The sequence below is a fragment of the Rossellomorea vietnamensis genome (assembly GCF_025398035.1).
Classification (GTDB): Bacteria; Bacillota; Bacilli; order Bacillales; family Bacillaceae_B; genus Rossellomorea; species Rossellomorea vietnamensis_B.
In genome coordinates, this window is sequence record NZ_CP104558.1 from 638,917 (window position 1) to 657,692 (window position 18,776).

20 protein-coding genes and 1 riboswitch are annotated in these 18,776 nt (G+C 41.4%); of the genes, 5 read left to right on the plus strand and 15 right to left on the minus strand.

Going from position 1 to position 18,776, the window contains the following annotated elements; all coding sequences use genetic code 11:
- The first annotated feature begins 62 nt into the window (after positions 1–62).
- A riboswitch (SAM riboswitch) is annotated at positions 63–170 on the plus strand.
- Between the two features lie 105 nt (positions 171–275).
- A complete protein-coding gene (locus N5C46_RS03460) occupies positions 276–491 on the plus strand; it encodes a Fur-regulated basic protein FbpA (RefSeq protein WP_261750937.1) in 216 nt (71 codons plus the stop codon).
- Positions 492–565: 74 nt separating this feature from the next.
- Here the strand turns inward: N5C46_RS03460 and spoIIP are convergent, their stop codons facing one another.
- Both spoIIP and N5C46_RS03470 read right to left on the minus strand, forming a co-directional pair.
- Complete coding sequence (gene spoIIP / locus N5C46_RS03465) at positions 566–1,729, minus strand: stage II sporulation protein P (RefSeq protein ID WP_261750938.1); 1,164 nt, start codon at positions 1,727–1,729, stop codon at positions 566–568.
- A 173-nt stretch (positions 1,730–1,902) separates the two neighbouring features.
- Positions 1,903–3,378, minus strand: a complete 1,476-nt coding sequence (locus tag N5C46_RS03470) for a flavin monoamine oxidase family protein (RefSeq protein WP_261750939.1) — start codon at positions 3,376–3,378, stop codon at positions 1,903–1,905.
- Between the two features lie 203 nt (positions 3,379–3,581).
- Here N5C46_RS03470 and N5C46_RS03475 point away from each other — a divergent pair, with 203 nt between their 5' ends.
- Together N5C46_RS03475 and N5C46_RS03480 are read left to right on the plus strand one after the other, a co-directional pair.
- Positions 3,582–3,818, plus strand: coding sequence for a hypothetical protein (locus N5C46_RS03475; protein ID WP_229595130.1), 237 nt, complete (start codon positions 3,582–3,584; stop codon positions 3,816–3,818).
- 94 nt (positions 3,819–3,912) lie between these two features.
- Entirely contained in the window at positions 3,913–4,674 is a 762-nt protein-coding gene (locus N5C46_RS03480) for an AAA family ATPase (protein WP_261750940.1), read from the plus strand.
- Between the two features lie 57 nt (positions 4,675–4,731).
- Here N5C46_RS03480 and N5C46_RS03485 read toward each other — a convergent pair whose 3' ends face one another.
- Together N5C46_RS03485 and N5C46_RS03490 are read right to left on the minus strand one after the other, a co-directional pair.
- The gene (locus N5C46_RS03485; protein ID WP_261750941.1) at positions 4,732–5,046 is read right to left on the minus strand and encodes a DUF3892 domain-containing protein; all 315 of its coding nucleotides are present in this window, start codon (positions 5,044–5,046) and stop codon (positions 4,732–4,734) included.
- A 126-nt stretch (positions 5,047–5,172) separates the two neighbouring features.
- Positions 5,173–6,585, minus strand: a complete 1,413-nt coding sequence (locus N5C46_RS03490) for an N-acetylmuramoyl-L-alanine amidase (protein WP_261750942.1) — start codon at positions 6,583–6,585, stop codon at positions 5,173–5,175.
- A gap of 640 nt (positions 6,586–7,225) precedes the next feature.
- Between N5C46_RS03490 and N5C46_RS03495 the strand changes: the two genes are divergently transcribed.
- On the plus strand, positions 7,226–7,852 hold the full coding sequence (locus tag N5C46_RS03495; protein ID WP_261750943.1) for a glycosyltransferase: 627 nt from the start codon (positions 7,226–7,228) through the stop codon (positions 7,850–7,852).
- Between the two features lie 55 nt (positions 7,853–7,907).
- On the opposite strand, the gene N5C46_RS03500 is transcribed toward N5C46_RS03495, so the two are convergent.
- From N5C46_RS03500 to N5C46_RS03510, 3 genes are all read right to left on the minus strand, one after another.
- On the minus strand, positions 7,908–8,480 hold the full coding sequence (locus N5C46_RS03500) for a sugar O-acetyltransferase (RefSeq protein WP_261750944.1): 573 nt from the start codon (positions 8,478–8,480) through the stop codon (positions 7,908–7,910).
- Between the two features lie 230 nt (positions 8,481–8,710).
- Positions 8,711–10,012, minus strand: a complete 1,302-nt coding sequence (locus N5C46_RS03505) for a M20 family metallo-hydrolase (protein WP_261750945.1) — start codon at positions 10,010–10,012, stop codon at positions 8,711–8,713.
- Positions 10,013–10,235: 223 nt separating this feature from the next.
- On the minus strand, positions 10,236–11,105 hold the full coding sequence (locus N5C46_RS03510; protein ID WP_261750946.1) for a sulfite exporter TauE/SafE family protein: 870 nt from the start codon (positions 11,103–11,105) through the stop codon (positions 10,236–10,238).
- A gap of 82 nt (positions 11,106–11,187) precedes the next feature.
- Here N5C46_RS03510 and N5C46_RS03515 point away from each other — a divergent pair, with 82 nt between their 5' ends.
- On the plus strand, positions 11,188–12,027 hold the full coding sequence (locus N5C46_RS03515; RefSeq protein WP_261750947.1) for a LysR family transcriptional regulator: 840 nt from the start codon (positions 11,188–11,190) through the stop codon (positions 12,025–12,027).
- 49 nt (positions 12,028–12,076) lie between these two features.
- On the opposite strand, the gene N5C46_RS03520 is transcribed toward N5C46_RS03515, so the two are convergent.
- From N5C46_RS03520 to N5C46_RS03555, 8 genes are all read right to left on the minus strand, one after another.
- Complete coding sequence (locus tag N5C46_RS03520; protein ID WP_261750948.1) at positions 12,077–13,300, minus strand: dicarboxylate/amino acid:cation symporter; 1,224 nt, start codon at positions 13,298–13,300, stop codon at positions 12,077–12,079.
- A 108-nt stretch (positions 13,301–13,408) separates the two neighbouring features.
- A complete protein-coding gene (abc-f, locus tag N5C46_RS03525; protein WP_261750949.1) occupies positions 13,409–15,082 on the minus strand; it encodes a ribosomal protection-like ABC-F family protein in 1,674 nt (557 codons plus the stop codon).
- A 566-nt stretch (positions 15,083–15,648) separates the two neighbouring features.
- Positions 15,649–16,029, minus strand: a complete 381-nt coding sequence (locus N5C46_RS03530; protein ID WP_261750950.1) for a VOC family protein — start codon at positions 16,027–16,029, stop codon at positions 15,649–15,651.
- Positions 16,030–16,231: 202 nt separating this feature from the next.
- Positions 16,232–16,414, minus strand: coding sequence for a hypothetical protein (locus tag N5C46_RS03535; protein WP_261750951.1), 183 nt, complete (start codon positions 16,412–16,414; stop codon positions 16,232–16,234).
- A gap of 160 nt (positions 16,415–16,574) precedes the next feature.
- A complete protein-coding gene (locus tag N5C46_RS03540) occupies positions 16,575–16,994 on the minus strand; it encodes a GNAT family N-acetyltransferase (protein ID WP_261750952.1) in 420 nt (139 codons plus the stop codon).
- Between the two features lie 178 nt (positions 16,995–17,172).
- Positions 17,173–18,102, minus strand: coding sequence for an RNA polymerase sigma factor (locus N5C46_RS03545; RefSeq protein ID WP_261750953.1), 930 nt, complete (start codon positions 18,100–18,102; stop codon positions 17,173–17,175).
- A 199-nt stretch (positions 18,103–18,301) separates the two neighbouring features.
- A complete protein-coding gene (locus N5C46_RS03550) occupies positions 18,302–18,535 on the minus strand; it encodes a hypothetical protein (RefSeq protein ID WP_261750954.1) in 234 nt (77 codons plus the stop codon).
- Positions 18,536–18,555: 20 nt separating this feature from the next.
- Positions 18,556–18,750 (minus strand): hypothetical protein, encoded by a 195-nt coding sequence (locus tag N5C46_RS03555; RefSeq protein ID WP_261750955.1) that lies wholly within the window; start codon positions 18,748–18,750, stop codon positions 18,556–18,558.
- Positions 18,751–18,776 lie beyond the last annotated feature (26 nt).

An 18,776-nucleotide genomic window follows, 5' to 3' on the forward strand; every position in this document is an offset into this window, starting at 1 on the left:
CAAAGTTGACAACTAGGAATAGTTTGATATAACATATAATAGAATTCTGATAACCACATAGCCACTTATCCAGAGAGGTAGAGGGACTGGCCCGATGATACCTCAGCAACAGATTCTATTTTCTAGAAAACTGTGCTAATTCCACAAGCGTTAAGCTTGAAAGATAAGTTGAAGTTTTCCATTCAAGCCTTCTTCTTATCTTACTAGGAAGTAGGCTTAATTACATTAAAAAGTCTCTTCCTCTGTTTATTTACATTATAAGAGGAGTGATCATAATGGGAGAAAATCTCCAAGAAGCAATCAATAAAAAAAGAAATGAGTTAATTAACAAATTGATTGTCCATAACATTTTCAAAAAAGGTAATAAACAATTATTTGAGCTGACACTTAGAGAACTTGAGGATGAATATCACTTTATTCAGAAGGATTGCCATCCTCATAGTGATGTCGGCTCTATTCACTGGAAGAATTGCACGAATCTAACCAGTTAGAAGCCTGGTTTATCTTCTCGGAAATCGCCAAACAAAAAAATGACGCGGGCCTATGGCTCACGTCATTTCTATAGTTATTGAGCATTTACCTCAACAGCATCCTTCTTATAATAAGCTGCAAAGATTTCCGCAAATGCTTCGGTGGAATTATATAATTCCACTAAGTTATTTTCGACCCCACCAAACTCAAGGAGCATAGCCCGTTCTGTTAAATCCTGATTATAAACCCCGTTTCCTTCTGCTTTTGTTTTAACGAAAACCCCCCTGCTGATACCAGGGTACTTCTCCTCTAATTTAGCATTCAATTCTTTCGCGATTTTCAGGTTCTTTTCAAAGTTCTTATTTTCTTTTCCTACAATGAAGAATAGTCGGGCGTAGTTCTTACCATTGATCGTTTTGGTCGTAATGTTTCGAGGCTGGGAATCCCGGTGAATATCTATTAAATAGGTTAGATTGTCATCTTGCGCGAGGGCTTCCTGAACCAGTCCCCTGGTTAACTTGTAGGATTCAAAATATGTCCATGATTTATTTTTTAACGCTTGGTTTACATCTGTCTTATCCTGGACCGCCCCGATTCCTCTTGATTCGAGTTCCTGTTTCAATTTGGAACCAACCGCAATGACATTGACTTTTTCATTGGTACTGGCCGGATCTTTTGAATCATTGTTTTTGATCAGTGGGCTAAAGGCTTCCCAGCTGTGGGAGTGATAAATGAACACGGACTTTTCTTCGATTTCCTGCACACCGTCACCTGAATTGTGATTGGCTTGATCGACTTGGTTCTGATCGATTTCCTGATCCTTCAGCTGGTCCTCCGTTGGCGCTGGCGACTCATTAGGTAAATTGGTAATGTCCGTCCCTTTTCCGGCAACGGCTATATGCGTATGATAATTTTCGATTCCAGGGATTTCCCTTCCAAATAGACTCCTGGGGTCAAGCAGAGATACATTCGTCACGCTTTCCAACCAATCAAAGTCGGTATTCATGGCCTCTTTATTCTCGATGCGCAAACCCGTCATTTCCTGTGACAGAAGCATAAGGAATGTCTCTTTCGGAACAAGCTCTGATACCGAAGTATAGAAAAGGCTGTCCACCCTCAATTTAATGGCCGTCGATGAAATCAGCCACACCATTACATACATCATGATGATCCCTATCAACACTACCCGGATTACGGCTTTCATAGATACGAATACTAGTGGGACTAAGCTATTATTATTTCGAGACTTATACGACATCATCAGTACCCCTATATAAAGTATTTAATAGTTAACTTTATGCAGAGTGTCGATAGAGTAGAAGGTTTTTTCAGGATTCGGTCTGATTTCCTATAGGACAGGACATAAATGGAAAATCACTTTTCTAAAACGACCTGAACGAAAAAAAACGCATGATGAGATGCGTTTTTGGTTTATCGCCCATTCACTTCATGTGCAGCCCTTATACCGGACTCCACCGCACCTTCTATCCAACCATGAAAAGAAGAGGTGTGTTCCCCTGCAAAATGGATCCTTCCTTCGGGTGTCCGGACATAATCGCCGATGTCAGCTGCCTGACCCGGTGTATATAGAGTGAAACATCCTGCCGAGAAAGGATTTCTGCTCCAATTATAAACAAAATAATTCAGTAGTTCTGTATAAACCCGATTTCCATAAACCCTGGATAGATCCTTCAACACTTCTGAAATGATTGCTTCCTTCGATTTACTATTCCATAAGAGAGCGTTTTGACCCCAACTGTAGCTTGCCAGCATCACACCAGGTTTGCTGCTCCCTATGTCATGACTGGGCATATAAGTAAATCGGGTGGGAAGATCGGATACAATGTTTCCGTAATTCATTTCCTCCCAGAAGCGACTTCTGAACTCGATACCGATTTTTACAGAAGGAATATTGGTCACTTCACGGATCGCCTGCCATTTTTTGAAAGAAATCGAGTTATAGGGGACGACATCAATAAATTGAAATACGGTAAAAGGAACAGTGACAATCACATAGTCAGCTTGATACTCCCTCCCCGTTCCGTCCAAGGGGTTAACCGTTTGAACGACGACACCTGATTCAGACTGAATAATACGGGTCACTTTTTGATTCATGAAAATATTGGACTGTAGCTCATCCATTAATGAATACGGCAATCGGTCATTCCCACCTCTTATTTCATAAAACTTCGTCTCTTTTCTAAAGATAGGAAATATAATATCTTTTAATATATCAACAAATGAAAACTCCGGAAATCCTTCGATCCCGAGGATGACATTTATTTTCCGGATGGCATTCAACGATAAGGATTTTCCGAACGGGTTGTTGGACAGGAATTGCCCTACTGAATAATTCGAGTATTGCTTAATTAATTTCAACTGTTCACTGTGTTCACTGTTATTATATAAATCTATAAAAGGCTTGGTAGCTTTAAGAAAGAGCTCAGAAGCGGTTTTCCCCCTTTCACTTTCGGGGAGAGGATATTGCAGAATATCCGGATCAGCTTCGTACTGTTTTCTCGTCACTAAAATGTTATTTACTAAAAACAGGTCTTTTGAAGAGGAATTTTGAAATGGTTGAAATGCCAATTTGAATTTACGTATATACTCAAATACCAATCGATGGTTATCAGGGATCCTCATGGCACCGACATCCATATAATTCCCGGAGGTAAATGGCTTCCGAACGGTATAAACCCTTCCCCCGATCCTTTTGTTTCCTTCAAGAATCACGATATCATGCCCTGCCTCTTTTAATGTCGAGGCTGCAACCAGTCCACTCATCCCGGCACCTATGATGATGATCCGTTTGGATGTAAAGGGCTTTAATCCCTCTCGAATGATGGAAAGCATATCATCCGGATACTTCAATTCAGAAGGGGAATCCCTCATTAATCGATCGTCCATTCTACACCTACCTCCCTTGCTATTTCATCATATGAATTCAATTATGGGGGTATACATTTGTTTCCTGTGACATAATGATCATTTCCAGTTGTTTTCAGAACGCATGTTTCTATTTTCCCTGTTTTATGTTATACTTAAGGTTCATTGGGTCTACGAGACTGTATTTAGTCAATCCCTCTAGCAGTAGAAGGGAGACATGTTATATGTCACTAGAAAATATCGTAACCATGCTCAAGACTCTTAAGGAATTCAAGGAAAGTGAGATTGTTCATACGATTTCTGACCATGAGCACTCACCTGTTATGACTGTTACTTACCATCTGGACACGGAATGTTTTCGCATTACTTATGTGGATACAATGAAAGTGGAAGAATTTACTGATATCAGCCTATTGGCGTCGACTATAGAAAGTGTAGTACTGCTTGAACCTTCAAGATAACGTGAAACGAACTGCCTTTACTCCGGTAATGGCAGTTTTTTGTATATGTATCATGATCCTTTATGGTACTCTAAAGATAAAAAGGAGCTAGACCATGTCGTTTTATCACCAACCTTACATACGGTCAGTGTCGCTCAAGAGAGAAGACCTCCCCTCATTACACTCTTATCCTTTTAATATTCCAAGTATACGTTACTTAAAGGATCTTTCCCTTCATCCAAATGTCACGTTCATCGTCGGAGAAAATGGAATGGGTAAATCCACGTTATTAGAAGCCATTGCCATGGCCATTGGATTTAACCCTGAGGGAGGGTCGCTTAATTTTACTTTTTCTACGTATGATTCCTACTCAAACCTGGATCAATACATGAAGGTGGTAAGGGGGATCGATCGTCCTCAAGACGGTTTTTTCCTAAGGGCGGAAAGCTTTTATAATGTAGCGACGAATATTGAAGAAATGGACCGGGACCCTTTAACAGCTCCAAAGGTAATCGACTCGTTTGGAGGGAAATCCCTGCATGAGCAATCTCACGGGGAAGCATTCTTTTCGACCTTCATGAACAGATTTCGAGGAAAAGGTCTTTATATTCTGGATGAGCCGGAAGCTGCACTTTCTCCTTTGAGGCAACTATCCATGCTTTCCCGCATACATGAACTGGTCAATGATCATTCTCAATTTATTATCGCTACTCATTCTCCCATCTTAATGGCCTATCCTTCATCTAACCTCATTCAGCTAACAGATAATGGGTTAAGTGAAGCAAATCTTGAGGACACAAGTCACTATCAGATCATGAAGCAATTTTTTGAAGATCGGGAACGAATGCTGTTCCATTTATTAAAGGTGGAAGAATGAGAGGTCCGTCCCTCACAAACAAGCATACCCTATTATTGGGTATGCTTGTTTTTCGCCTTAAAATGAAGGAAGTTCACTGAGATTATTTTCTTTCAGTCCGTCCGGCTCACTCCGTAAGACATCCCTGCCATAGCGATGAATCACATCGACATGGGCGATCTTTCCGGCTTTTGCCTCTTCTAAAGCGGTTATATAATCCAGTTCCCTACCACTCTCAGTCTTGAAGGCGATAAGGTCATCGTCACTATTTCTTCTAACAGCAATAATTTGTTCTGCTCCTGTAGAAAGTTCATCAGCCATCTCAATTTTAGCCTGGACCTTCCCTTGTTGCTTGTATTCTTCAAAAATTTGTTCAAAATTCTTTTTTTCCATTGTACTCACCTCCCGAACATACGTTTAGTATTTGCGACTCGTTCCATACATATTTACGGACTGAATAATGCGTTTATTTATTGTAAAAAAATGAAGAGTGCCGACCATTCAGCACTCTCTTTCAGCCTAATTCAATTTATCCAGCGCATTAATCAGCAATACTTTCTGACTTTCAATAGATTTTATGGCATCTTCAATATTTCTTTTATAAATAGAAAGAATGCTTTGACCATAGGTAGTTCCTGGAACAGCCCACTTCCCATTCAGGTCCGTCCAGTTCTTTGCAGAACCTCTGGTGACCAGTGAAAATCGCGGGTCGACAAGTGGTGCACCATCAGGGAGTGGTTCAGTTGAGGCATATGCGTAAAGGTGTTGAATATGAGCAAGTACCCCTTGTTCAGGCGTGGCGAATGAAGCCCCATCATTTCCGGGTCCGGTTGTACCGATCCCTGCATAGTTATTTTGAGAAGGTTTCACTTGTCCTGTGAATCTGAAATAATTGGTTTCATGAATGGCTTGTGCATATGCGATATCTCCCCGGATGCCGTAAAGGTTTCCATAGAAAGTGTAAAATTTCCCCACTTTGGGTGCGGAAGGATTCACGTTTTTCACAAATTCATCTAATTGCTGGGCTTGGATAATAGATGTTCCCATAATGGAATAATCAATACCAGGCGGCTGTGGGGGCTTGGTAGGTTCTGGTGGATCGGTTGGTGGAGGATCCGTCGGCACAGGAGCTGGCGCAGCCTCTTCTCTTAGAAGGAAGGCATCGATCCCGAGCCTGCTTAATGCTATTATTTGATCTTCCGCATTTTCCCTCACAGAAAAAGCCCCTGTTTGAACCCTGTAATACGTTTTCCCTGAAACGACTACCGCATCTATAAACGATTCAAATGAAACAGCTTTCAACTCTTTCACCCGGTCTTCTGCATTCTTCCGTTCTGTAAATGACCCGGCAATCACTCTGAAAAGTGGCTTATTTCCCGACTCTTTTGCCGGAAGTGCAAGTGCTTTGGCAACTCCTTTTGCAAGCGAAATTCCTACTGCCTTTCTGAACTTTGTATCATTCAAGAGTGCAACGTCCTTTGGAGTATCAATAAACAACACTTCCACCAACACCGATGGCATTTTTGTTTCACGGAGCACATGAAAATTTGCTCTCTTTTTCCCTCTGTCTGTTACATTGAATGGCTGAAGTGCTTCTATAACTTCTTCGTGGATCATTTTTTGATATGATAAAGTCTGTGTCGGAACATTTCCATTGTATACATAGCTTTCAAACCCTGTCCCTCCACCTGCATTATGGTGGATGGATAAAAACAAATCCAGATTCGAGCGATTGGCAAGGTTGGATCGATCCGTAAGAGATAAGGTTTGATCCCCGGTCCTCGTCATTAACACCTTCACACTGTAATTCGACACTAAATAGTCCCTGACCACAACGGCCGTCAAAAGATTGAAGTTCTTTTCTTCGTTTCCTTTATATGTGGCACCAGGATCAGATCCCCCATGTCCCGGATCAATCATGATGGTTTTCAATTAACTTCCTCCTAAGAGTTTGACATATAGTACTATATTCTCAAACGGACAAGCATGCTTGGACAATTTCCTATCGCCACCTCTTTTCAATATAAAAAAGGTTCCCTGCCAAGGAACAGGAAACACTTTTTCACGCACAATTCTATATTCATGGAGGGGACTTTCTTATAGGGTTTAGTTTTTCTTTCTCTCTATTGTATTGCGAAAAACACGTTCTTATTCACTTTATTCATTATCATTGTATTTCTCGACCGGCGGAGTTCCATACTGTGTTCGCTTCGATTTTTTCAGTATGAACTGTTGATCTTATAATCATTGTTTCTATACCTTAATATGGGGCCTAAGGGTTACCCCAAACTGTGCAACGTACGGATTCGAGAGGGAAGGAGATCCCATTTCTAAATTGGCATGAGTTACGGATCGACTGAGAAAAAGATATTGTAGTATTTTTCTTGCCAATGCATCACCTCCATAGAACACTTTATGTCAGAAGTGTCGGGTTGGTGAGGACAAGCAACTCAATTTTTTAAAAAATGGACAACTTTATTCAGGTTATCATTTCTTACCATCAATCTTATTGAATGTTTTTCTTAGATAAACGAATGATAAATATAGAACAATTATGATGGGAGGTATTCAGTTGAAAAAATATGCGGTTTTATTGTTAGTTGTGATGGCGTCACTCTTTTCACTACCTGGAATGGCAGCAGCCAAGCAGGATTCCTGTATAAGCGAAGCGAGTATGAAGGCCCGGGAAGATATGAGGACTTTATGGACCGATCATGTCTTCTACACAAGGAATTTCATCATTGGTGCAGTGGATGGGTTGGAAGACACCGATGTAGTACTGGCAAGGTTGCTTCAGAACCAGAAAGATATCGGAAATGCAATAAAACCCTATTATGGGGAAAAAGCAGGTAACAAATTAGCGGATTTATTGACAGAACATATTGTACTTGCGGGAAAAATCGTAGAAGCTGCAAAAGATGGCAAATCGGCTGAAGTAGAACAGCTTAATAAAGAATGGTATCGAAATGCCGACGATATTGCCAGATTCTTAGCAAGCGCCAATCCCTATTGGCCTGAAAAAATATTAAAAGATTTGCTATACATGCATCTACAGTTCGTGACCGATGAAGCAGTGGCACGGATTAATAAAGATTGGAAAGCTAATATCAAAAGCTTTGATGATGGTAAAGCACATATCCTTCATTTATCTGATGCCCTATCTGATGGAATCGTGAAGCAGTTTCCTGATAAATTTTAATGAAAGGAGCTGGGAGTATCGTTTCCCAGCTCCTTTTACTATCATATTCCTGCCATTATCTTTTCTCTTCCAATTCAATTTCCTTGATGATGCGGGCAGGATTACCACCAATCACTACGTTGGATGGAACGTCTTTTGTCACAACCGCACCAGAAGCAATGACTACATTATCCCCAATGCTCACCCCTGGATTAATGATTGCCCCGCCGCCTATCCAGCAGTTGTCCCCGATGGAAACAGGCTTTCCAAATTCAGGCCCCTTATTACGCTCGATGGGATTTAAAGGATGAGTTGCGGTATATATATGTACCCCGGGTGCCAGCATACAATTATTTCCGATACTGACTTTGCACACATCCAATATCACGCAGTCAAAATTAGCAAAGAAATTGTCTCCTACGTGAATGTTATATCCATAATCGCATCGAAAGTTTGGTTCTAAATAAACGGTTTCTCCCGTTGAACCGAATAGCTGTTTTAGTGTAGAAACTCTCTTTTCCCCTTCTTCCTCCGTTGTAAGATTTAACATTCGCGTTAAATAGCGGGCTCTTTTTCTCTCTTCGATTAATTGTGGATCCCAGGGTTCATAAAGTTCACCCTGGAGCATTTTTTGTTTTTCCGTTTTCATGTAGACCTCCATCAATAAGAAGTTTTAGTTTTATATTATCTAATCTTTTTGTAATGTGCAAACGATTGCATCTTTGCTGAATTATTCTACCCCTTTTGACTTGTTGGCAGGTTTGACTAGACGATAAATTGGCTATCTCATTAACAAGTAAAGAGATAGCCTGGCAAAATGAATAGATACCTTTTGTCGTTAAAGGACAACTGACAAAAGTACATTCGAATATTTACCCTTTAGTTATTATCCACGGAAGAATATCCGACTTTATCCTGAACAAGATCATCGACTCTTTTTTCCTGACAAATTCGCAGGGCAGAGGCGTATAGGAGCTGCACACCTTTTTCGATATCATCCATCTCGGCAAACTCTAAAGGGTTGTGACTGATCCCTTTTTCACAGCGGACAAAAATCATTCCATAATCACTGATATAGGACATAATCAGGGCATCATGGAACGGTCCGCTCATCAAGGTAGGAGAATCGAAACCGAGCTTCTCGTCTTCTTCTTTCATGACTTTTTTGATCCAATCTGCACAATACCTCGGTTCACTTCTTGTATCTTCCTTGATATCGTATTTGAGATGATAAGTAGAAGAAGTTTCTTCGATCAGTTGATAAAGTTTTTGCTCGAGTCTGGTCCGTGCTTCAAGATCGATATCACGGAGATCAATTGTAAACTCTACCTTTTCAGCAATAATATTTCTGGAATTTGGAAACACCTGCATACTTCCCACTGTCCCAACCGTTGTATCGGTTCCTTCTTCTTTAACCAGTTCATCGAATTTGCGAATAATTTCTGATGCACCGACAAGAGCATCCTGTCTCATCTTCATCGGAACGGATCCTGCATGGCCGGCAAATCCTTCGAGTGTTACAGTCAACCAAATCGGCCCTGAAATTCCTGAAACAATTCCTACCGGCTTATCTTTTCCTTCAAGCACCGGTCCTTGTTCGATATGAAGCTCCAGGAAGGCGGTGATATCCCCCTTCTTATATACAGGGCTTTGTGTCAGGTCTGTATCGACACCAAACTCCTTCAGTGCTTCCCTTCTTGTAACCCCAGCTTTGTCTTTTCGCTCAAGTTCACCCTCCTCAAGCATCCCTGCCAAAGCCCTTACGCCAAAGATGCCTTTATTGAAACGGCTTCCTTCTTCATCAGAAAAACATATCACTTCAATGGTTCGCTCAGGAATGATTCCATTGTCCATCATGGTATGAACCACTTCGATTGCTCCAAGGGCCCCTGCCGTCCCATCGAATCTGCCCCCATAAGGCTGTGAATCGATGTGTGATCCAAGAATAAGGATTGGTTTAGTATTATCCTTTCCTTCAATCCTGCCAATCAGATTACCAAATCCATCAACCTTTGTCGTTAAACCAGCCTCTTCCATCCACTCTTTAACTTTGTCCACGCCCTGCCGATCCTCTTTCGAGTGAGCCAGGCGACAAACGCCAGTTTCTCCAATTTTTCCGATTTCAGCTAACTCTTGCAGATGAAGGTTTAATCTTTTTCGATTAATCGTCAATAGAATCATCCTTTGCTAATAAATTTTAGACTTATTACCATTGTAAGGTCTATTGTCCCGCTAATCATTAGACAGAGTGTCAATAAATAATGACGCCAGATAGGAGCGATAAGGATCAATACTCACTTCAGATCTTCCTTATAAAAATAGGTTCTATGCCTTGTCAACTTTATCCTTCTTCCTTTTAAAAATAAAAAAAGAGAGGGGAATCCCCTCTCCAAAAATTGCCTCGTCAGTAGTTTGCTGTCCTTTTGGATTGCTGAACTGAATAAATCAACATTCCGAAGAAAACGAGTACCGCTCCCAGAATCAAACCGAGTGAGACAGTTGCGATTGATAGCATCTTGAAGAAGACACTCACTGCAACGACCATATAAAGTACGGCAAGCATCCGTTTGACGATGACGCCTGAGAATCGTTTGAGCTGGATGGAACCGATTGGTGTCCCGATCAACGCACCGATGATCAGCAAAATTCCGTGGCGATAGTCAAGTGACTCCCCTGTGTACATATATGAGGTGATCCCGGACAATACGATAATGGAAGCAGCAGATATACTGGTTCCAATTGCTTTGTTCAGATCAAGTTTGAGCCATTTCGTAAGTAAGGGAGTCATGACAAATCCCCCGCTGACACCCATAAGGGAGGAAATCATTCCCGTAAATAAACCTATGACGGGAGCTGCAAAGATCCCTTTAGGCTTCGAGTCCTGTTGTCGTTTGCTTAAAAACTGGTAAGAAAACCAGCTTAATATACCAATATAGACAATTGAGATGAACGTCGATGCACCGTTGATGGCGTCAAGCCATTTTACAAATGGTACGGTTACTACAGAGCCTATTACTCCGAAAACCCCTAGGAAAACCGCTAACTTCTTGGACACATTCTTTAAACGCAGATGTGACAGGGTACCCGTCACCGTAGATCCCAGAGTAAGCATCAAGGATAAGATGATGGCCTGACTAGGTTCATATCCTAGGACCAGTAAGGTAGGAGTCAGAACAATCCCGCCCCCTATACCGAAAAAACCTGAGATGACACCGATGACTGCGCCACCTATCATAAATAAAATCCATTCCATGTCGTACGTCACTTCCTTCATAGAACATTATACCTCTATATAAGTTATAATAGAAATGAATAATGATAATACAGTCGATTACGTTTATTAATGGAGGTATATGATGCAACTGGATTGGATCCGTACGTTTGTTACTCTTGCCCAACTTCAGCATTTCACTAAGACAAGTGAATACCTGAATTTATCTCAACCTACCGTCAGCGTCCACATTAAAAAGTTGGAACAAGCCCTTGGTGTAGCACTTATTCACCGGTCCTCCACCAATCAGCTGTTTGAATTGACTCCTGCAGGAGAACGGGTATTTGAGCAGGGAAAAAAGATGCTGGAACTATGGAGGACCATGGAACAAGTGGATCAAAAAAAGCAGGAAATTCAGTTGCGGATTGGGTCTACTCACACAGTCAGTGATGTTCTGCTTCCCGATTTCGTCAAAAAGATCAAGGTCTTATACCCTCAAGTCCGTTTACAATTGATGATTCACAATCACGAAACGATAGTTGAAGCATTGAATTCAAACAATCTCGATCTAGCCCTCGTAGAAGGCACAAAAGGATTAGAGCCCTTTCATGTAGAGGTGATCAGTCGTGATGAGCTCCGCTTCTTCGCAAGCAAAAGGATGAACCTGCACTCCTCCCCCTTCATCCTCAGGGAAAAAGGATCAGGGACGAGGGAATATGCGGATGAGTTCTTAAAGTCGGAGCGCATCGTACCGGTTGAAGTCCTCGAAGCAAGCAGTCATTTCTTAATCAAACAACTTGCTGTAAGGGGACTAGGGATCGCATTTCTTTCAAGCTCCATGGTCAAAGACGAAGTGCTCCAGGGAAAACTCGTCCCCCTTGAACCACATGTTGTCCACCGCCCCATCTATGCAGTTCATCCTGAAACTGCCACTTCAGATCCCGTCATAAAGGAACTGATATCCTTGATTGAGCATCCGAATTAAAAAGAGGGACGGACCTTGTTTTCAAGGTCCGTCCCTCTTTCGTAACAATTTAGCCGTTTCTTTCTTCAGCCCGATCTACGACAGCTGCACCGACAATGTCGCCGGTTACGTTAGAGGCCGTTCCACCCATTCCAATAATGGCATCGACTCCTGCAATGAGGGCGACTATTTCGAGCGGTAAGCCGAACATCGTTAAGACCGCAGATAATGTAACCAACCCTGCAGCTGGAACTCCAGATGTTCCTATAGATAGTAAAGTCCCGACCAGCACGATCATCAACAGGTCTGTAACGGAAAGATGCAGATTCGTCACATTTGCCGCGAATACAATCGATACACCCATTCGTAAAGCTCCACCGTCTGAATTAAAGATAGCGCCTAAAGGCAATGCGAAATTCGCCGTTTTCTCAGAGATCCCCGCTTTTTTGGCAGACTGAATGGCTACCGGCAAGGATGCGATGCTGCTGGATGTAAAGAATGCAGTGCTGTATGCTTCTTTCGTCTGCTTGAAGAAACTGATGACAGAGTTACCCGTCAGCTTCAGGAATCCAGCATATACGACAACCCAAAGAAGAAGAAGTCCAAGGTAAAAGACCCCGACAAACTTCAGTAGGGATTGGATCGTTTCCCACCCCTGCTGACCAAATGTAGCCGCACTGATGGCAAACACCCCGATGGGAGCATAAGCCAACACCCCTCTAAGAAGGATATAAAACATTTCGTTAAAGGCTGTGAAAACTTTATCCAATAGTCCCCCATATTCCTGCATCTTACTATCTGCAGAAAATTTCATCCATGAAATAGCTATCCCCATGATGATGGCCAGGAACATAATGGCCAGTGTATCTCCCCCGGCAAAAGCCTGAAACAGGTTATCAGGAATGATTTGCAGCAAAACATCCCCAAACTGCGGTGCTTTCGGTTCTTCCACTTGTGTATTAGGCAATTCCAAATTGGTTCCAGGGTTGAACAGGAACGCCAAACCAAGACCGATGAAGACAGCGGCTGCCGTGGTGGCTGCATAATAAAGAATCAGCTTCCACCCCATCCGGCCAAGCTGCCGCATACTCATTTTGTTCACTGCTTGAACCACGGTGAGGAATATCACTGGAATGGCAATCAAGCTAAGAAGGTGAATAAGCACCGTCCCAAATGGTCTCAGGATCTCAGCATCTGATTTAAAGACAAGACCGACGATGATCCCTAAAAGGAACCCGACGGACATCTTCAAAACAAAAGGCACTTTCATATATTGCTTCCATATGTACTTCATTTCATCTACGTCCTTACCTATATTTTTTTCAGATATTCATTATATCACTTTTACAGGAGGAGGGACGGACCTTGTTTTCAAGGTCCGTCCCTCACAATTAAAAGTCTCTTACTCTTTTCTCCGCATTTCCATTTCTCTTTTATAATCATCATAGTTGCCACTGTAGCTTTTTAATGTGTAATCTTCAACGGCGATGATCCTTTGTGCCATTCTATTGATAAAATAGCGGTCGTGGGAGATAAAAAAGATGGTTCCACTGAATTCTTCCAGGGCTTCCTCAATTGTTTCAATCGAATCGATATCCAAGTGATTCGTCGGCTCATCCAAGATCAACATATTGATATCCTGGAACAATAACATCGCCAGTTTTAGTCGAATCCGTTCTCCCCCTGAAAGGTGTTTTACTTTCTTGAACACACTTCCTTTGTAAAACATGAACTTTGAAAGGTATTCCCGCGCCTTTCCTTCCAGAATAAAGATGTCTTCCCGGAAAGCATCTAGAACTGTGGCTTCTTCGTACTTAAATGTAACGATTTGAGGTAAATAGGCCGATTTTACATTTCCCCCAAACTGGATGACGCCTTCATCAGGTTGATCTTCGCCGATAAGCATCTTTAGGAAAGTGGTTTTTCCGCATCCATTTGGCCCCAGCAGTCCCACTCTTTCTCCGTGACGCACCATGATATCAGTATTGGTAAATATCAATTTATCCCCAAACTGTTTCGACAATCCAACTCCTTTAATGGTCTCTTTACCCGATCTTCCCGAAGCTTTCACATCAAGCTGCATGTTCCTTCTTTCAAAAACGGGTTTATCGATATGCTCCATCTTGGATAACTTTTTCTGAACGCTTGCAGCTCTTTTGAAGAACTTCGTATTATCTGCCCTCATTGCCCAATCCCGTAAGCTAATAACCGTATTTTCCATACGTTTGATCTTCTTTTGTTGCTCTTTGAAATGTTCGTATTGGATTCTCATATTCTCTTCTTTTTGACTCACAAAAGAACTGTAATTCCCCTTATAGGAAATCGATTTTTTATCTTCAATTTCCACAATTTTCGTGACTACATTATCTAAGAAATAGCGATCATGGGAAACAATGAGGACCATACCTTTATAGCTCTTCAGGTAACCCTCCAGCCATTCGATCGATGACATATCCAGGTGATTCGTCGGTTCATCCAGGAGCAGTATGTCCGGCTGATGGATCAACAACTTCCCTAACCCGACGGTTGTTTTTTCTCCTCCGCTTAACAAGTCAAAGTCACGCTCCAACAGGCTTTCTGTAAGCTGCAGTCCCGTACAGACCTTGCTTACCTTCTCATCCCGCTCATAACCTCCCTTCACTTCAAATAATTGAATGAGGTTACTATATCGGTTTAAAGCTCTAGCAAGGTCGTTCCCTTCCAACACACTCATGTCATTTTCCAATTTGCGCATATCTGATTCAATTCGATCCACTTCCTCAAATGCTGAATAAAGGACATCCCTCGCCTTCAATCCTGCGGGGTATTTTGGCGATTGTTCAAGGTAGGCACTGGTTGCGCCATTCGAGATGTGGATGAGACCTTCATCGTATCCGTAGCTTGAAGTCTGCGGGTACCCAGGATAATAATTCATCGGCTCTATGCCTGCAATCACCTTTAAGACTGTACTTTTTCCAGATCCATTCTCCCCGACAATCCCAACTTTGTCTCCTTGAAAAATTTCAAGAGAAACATCTTCAACAACAAGTGTCGCTTCCATATATTTTTTGATTCCATTTACTTTTAACTCCAACATATACGTCCCTTCTTTCATTATCATGAAGTTACGCTAGTTATGGACAGGTTAAAAAAAGGCTTACTTATATTCATATATTCAATAAAAAAAGACCATAAGAAGGGAATCCTTCCTACAGTCTTGTATCATGATCAACATCTAATCCATAAAGAAGACAGCGAAGTCATACAAGTTGCTGCTGACACCGCATACCTCTTCACGAAAATATTATCTTGATATCAGGAAAGTAAGTTTCCTTCTAATTGCCTGATCCCATAAAGAGCATAACAAATAAACCCATCTTCCATAGGCGCTTTTAGCTCATTACAAAATCCGTATTAATTTAAAAATAAATTAATCAGCAATTAGTTGGTTCCATAAACTTACTATCCCTCCCCGCAACATTTTCATTATTATCTCATTATTAGATAATTTTGTAAACAGAGGGACGGACCTATATTTCTAAAAGTCAGGTCCGTCCCTCTCTAAAGTCATCACTTGCTTATAAAACCGCCTTCTGATTTGATCAATTGTCCTGTGATCCATCTGGATTCTTCACTGGCGAGGAAAAGATACTCGTTAGTCACCTAAATATTTTCATAGATTTCCAGTAGTGCCCCCTCTGGATCACGAAAATGAGCGACCTTCATCCCCCACTCCAATTTCTCCATGGGACAGGTGATGAATTCTACCTTTTCTTTCAGTTTTTCATATGTATCATCGACACTCGCCACCTCAAAAATTAAAGCAAAACGTTCACCTTGCTCCCCTCCTACAATGTATCCGGAGTTGAGGGCATCCGTCATCTGTTTCCTCTCAAATATCCCTAGGTGTGTTTGTCCAACTTTAAATTGTCCATACAAGGAGTTTTCATCTCCCCATGATACTTCAAAGCCCAGGACATCTCTGTAAAAAAGAAAGCATTTTCTATAATTGTCCACCAATAATCTGGTATGTGTTAATTTCAATTCAAAAACCTCCATTAACAATCTATTTCTACCAATTATTTCAAATCACTTCACTTATGACAATCTTTTTATTTTTTAAGAAGGGGAGAGTATTTGAAAAGTGAAGAATTAGATAAAGCAGGTAATAGAATTACAAAAAGCCCAGTCAACCTAAACTGGACTTTTCTGAAATGGTGAGAGTTTCAAGTTTACCAGGGTCCCATCATTGCCCTGTCCCTCCACCTGAATCGCGTCCGCCTCCCATGGTGTAGTTACGGTCTTCCCCTGGTTTCGCTCCAGGATCTATCCCTGGTGTGTGCCGGTCGTTCCTTCTTCGCTTGCGTCTGATGTCAATGGCTAACGCAAATAATAAGGTTCCTGCAATTAAAACAACAAACCACAGCATTTATATCTCCCCCCTATGATCATATGTTGAAGATGAAATTCAAATACAACCCTCTTTTCAGATATAATCAGACAGTTAAATGGGTTTTAAATTCATTGCGTACTTGAAAAAATGAAATCTGATTTAAAAAGTGTGGTCGTGACGTGTCCTAAAAATCGTCTTAATGCTCCGCAAAGGTCTTTCTGAATCCATAAAACGGTCTGTATCCTTTTTGTTCATAATAGGTATGAGAAGACGTGTTGGTCAGCATTTCGATTCTCGTCTTTGGAAACAGCTCATGAACGTATTTCAACATAGCATCTCCGATTCCCAACCCGCGGAAATCTGCGTGGACCAGTAGTTCACAAATAAACAAAGTTACAGATTGATCCGTAAGTCCTCGGATATAGCCGAGGACATGCCCATTAAACTCTGCTACATATGCAATGTTCGAATGCTCCCACGCATCCTTTGTACTTTCCATATTTTCCACAAGATTATTCCATTTTTCTTCTCTATTTAAAGTATGTATACTGATAAAGTCCTCCGTTTCGTATGCTCTTATTTCTATGAGGTCTTCATTTTTTAAGCGTATTTGCATCTTGGATATCCTCCCATTTTCTAGTCCAATAAAATTTCTCTAACTCTCTACCAAAATACTTCATTCCAAAGTTCACAAAAAAAAGAAAGTTATGACTTTACTTTAACATAATTATCCATCCACTCGGATGTTTTTTAAAAAAGAAGCTCAATCATCAGATTGGCTTCTTTTACTTCTATCAATTCCATTCCACTACAGGCTTGTCGATTTGAGGTCGAATGCCCAATTCTTCACCAGCAGCAAAAATCAATTCTTTTCTAAAGTAGTAACTAATATGGTGCACAATCTTCCCATTCTCCACTTCCTGGTACTGGATATCATGGATTTCAGGTTCATTCGTTCCCTCAGAAAGCATGACGATGACATTACGGCCCCATAAGCAGTATTCCACAGCCCTCATACCAGGGAGACCATATTTCATGGATCCGGAACGCATCTCCCCCTTGCTGTATTCCTGGAAACCAAGGGCAGCCTCATTGTGGGCTTCTTCACTGACTAATGTCATAACGGCTTCAATATCACCTTCATTCATTGCATTCAGGTAGGCTTGGATGACAGGATGAGTGTCAGACACCGGATGTTGAGACCTGCTCTCGAGAAGGTCGACAGATTGCAACTTCTTCTTCATTCGAAGGACCGTTGCATAGACCGCTCCCGGAGTGGTCCTTACCATACCTGCCACTTCCCTTGCATCGAATCTGAACACTTCTTTTAACAAAAAGACCGCCACCTGCCTCGGGTAAAAAAGATCAAAAAGGATGTGTAATGCTTCCTCTGCCTCCAGACCATCTGTGAAGTTTTCTTGAGGAAGTTCATCTTCCTCAAGGAGACCGACATGTCTTTTATCTTTGCGACACTGGTCAATCCAAGTCGTTGTCGCCATTCGATACAAATAGGCTTTCGGGTTAGTCGGGTGCCACCGCTGGTAATAGCCTCCGAAAGCTTTTAGCATGGTATCTTGAAATAAATCCTCTCCATCCCAGGGTGAGCCCGTTAAATAACGGCAATACCTCCACAAGCCTTCTTTGAATTCTTCCATGATGGCATTGAATTCACCTGCCAATTCCCTGTTTTTTTCCGTAAACGATTCCGTCATTTTTTCCTGCATGTCCATCCCCCTCTATTTGATTGTTCATATGTAAAACGTTTTAACAATGCAAAATTATACGGAAACAACCAAAATATTTTTGAAAAATCTATATATCCCTCTATATTTTACCATAATATTCAAAATGCCAGCATAATAGAAAAAGAGGACTCCCCTTTTAGGAAATCCTCTTATAAACATTAGTACTTAATAAGCACTTTCAATTCTTCCGTTCATTTCCTCTTTTAAAATTCCCGGTCACTTTTGCCATGATTAACTGCATCTCTTTTTCATCACGGGCATCTTTCATTTTCTTCAAGAATTTATCCGCTTCTCTTCCTTTTAAGGTTTTAACCTGCTTACCTTCATACTCGATAAATACGGTTTTATCTTTGAGAACCCGGAAATGAAAAGGAGAATCATCCAGTCGGTTTCGTTTATCAATATTGTCCATCCCTTGTTTTTCCCTTCTTTTCATAATTGTATGTGTTGCTTCTTAGCAGCCTGCCAAGTACGGATCATACTCGGTACACCTACTGACATGCTTACCACGAAGCTCCACATCACGTACATCCATTGACCGGTGTAAAGTGCTACGCATATGAAGAACAATAGTTGACCCAATAGGGCAAACCATGAAGCGATCCAGGATAAATTTAATACTGCCATTTTATTCCCGACCAGCTTAGTCAAAG

What these genes read in the sequence shown, in the direction of transcription:
- N5C46_RS03460 (WP_261750937.1), top strand. Translation starts at nt 276, where the DNA reads ATGGGAGAAAATCTCCAAGAAGCAATCAATAAAAAAAGAAATGAGTTA.
- spoIIP (WP_261750938.1), bottom strand. Translation starts at nt 1,729, where the DNA reads ATGTCGTATAAGTCTCGAAATAATAATAGCTTAGTCCCACTAGTATTC.
- N5C46_RS03470 (WP_261750939.1), bottom strand. Translation starts at nt 3,378, where the DNA reads ATGGACGATCGATTAATGAGGGATTCCCCTTCTGAATTGAAGTATCCG.
- N5C46_RS03475 (WP_229595130.1), top strand. Translation starts at nt 3,582, where the DNA reads ATGTCACTAGAAAATATCGTAACCATGCTCAAGACTCTTAAGGAATTC.
- N5C46_RS03480 (WP_261750940.1), top strand. Translation starts at nt 3,913, where the DNA reads ATGTCGTTTTATCACCAACCTTACATACGGTCAGTGTCGCTCAAGAGA.
- N5C46_RS03485 (WP_261750941.1), bottom strand. Translation starts at nt 5,046, where the DNA reads ATGGAAAAAAAGAATTTTGAACAAATTTTTGAAGAATACAAGCAACAA.
- N5C46_RS03500 (WP_261750944.1), bottom strand. Translation starts at nt 8,480, where the DNA reads ATGAAAACGGAAAAACAAAAAATGCTCCAGGGTGAACTTTATGAACCC.
- N5C46_RS03505 (WP_261750945.1), bottom strand. Translation starts at nt 10,012, where the DNA reads ATGATTCTATTGACGATTAATCGAAAAAGATTAAACCTTCATCTGCAA.
- N5C46_RS03510 (WP_261750946.1), bottom strand. Translation starts at nt 11,105, where the DNA reads ATGAAGGAAGTGACGTACGACATGGAATGGATTTTATTTATGATAGGT.
- N5C46_RS03515 (WP_261750947.1), top strand. Translation starts at nt 11,188, where the DNA reads ATGCAACTGGATTGGATCCGTACGTTTGTTACTCTTGCCCAACTTCAG.
- N5C46_RS03520 (WP_261750948.1), bottom strand. Translation starts at nt 13,300, where the DNA reads ATGAAGTACATATGGAAGCAATATATGAAAGTGCCTTTTGTTTTGAAG.
- abc-f (WP_261750949.1), bottom strand. Translation starts at nt 15,082, where the DNA reads ATGTTGGAGTTAAAAGTAAATGGAATCAAAAAATATATGGAAGCGACA.
- N5C46_RS03535 (WP_261750951.1), bottom strand. Translation starts at nt 16,414, where the DNA reads ATGCTGTGGTTTGTTGTTTTAATTGCAGGAACCTTATTATTTGCGTTA.
- N5C46_RS03540 (WP_261750952.1), bottom strand. Translation starts at nt 16,994, where the DNA reads ATGCAAATACGCTTAAAAAATGAAGACCTCATAGAAATAAGAGCATAC.
- N5C46_RS03545 (WP_261750953.1), bottom strand. Translation starts at nt 18,102, where the DNA reads ATGCAGGAAAAAATGACGGAATCGTTTACGGAAAAAAACAGGGAATTG.
- N5C46_RS03550 (WP_261750954.1), bottom strand. Translation starts at nt 18,535, where the DNA reads ATGGACAATATTGATAAACGAAACCGACTGGATGATTCTCCTTTTCAT.
- N5C46_RS03555 (WP_261750955.1), bottom strand. Translation starts at nt 18,750, where the DNA reads ATGGCAGTATTAAATTTATCCTGGATCGCTTCATGGTTTGCCCTATTG.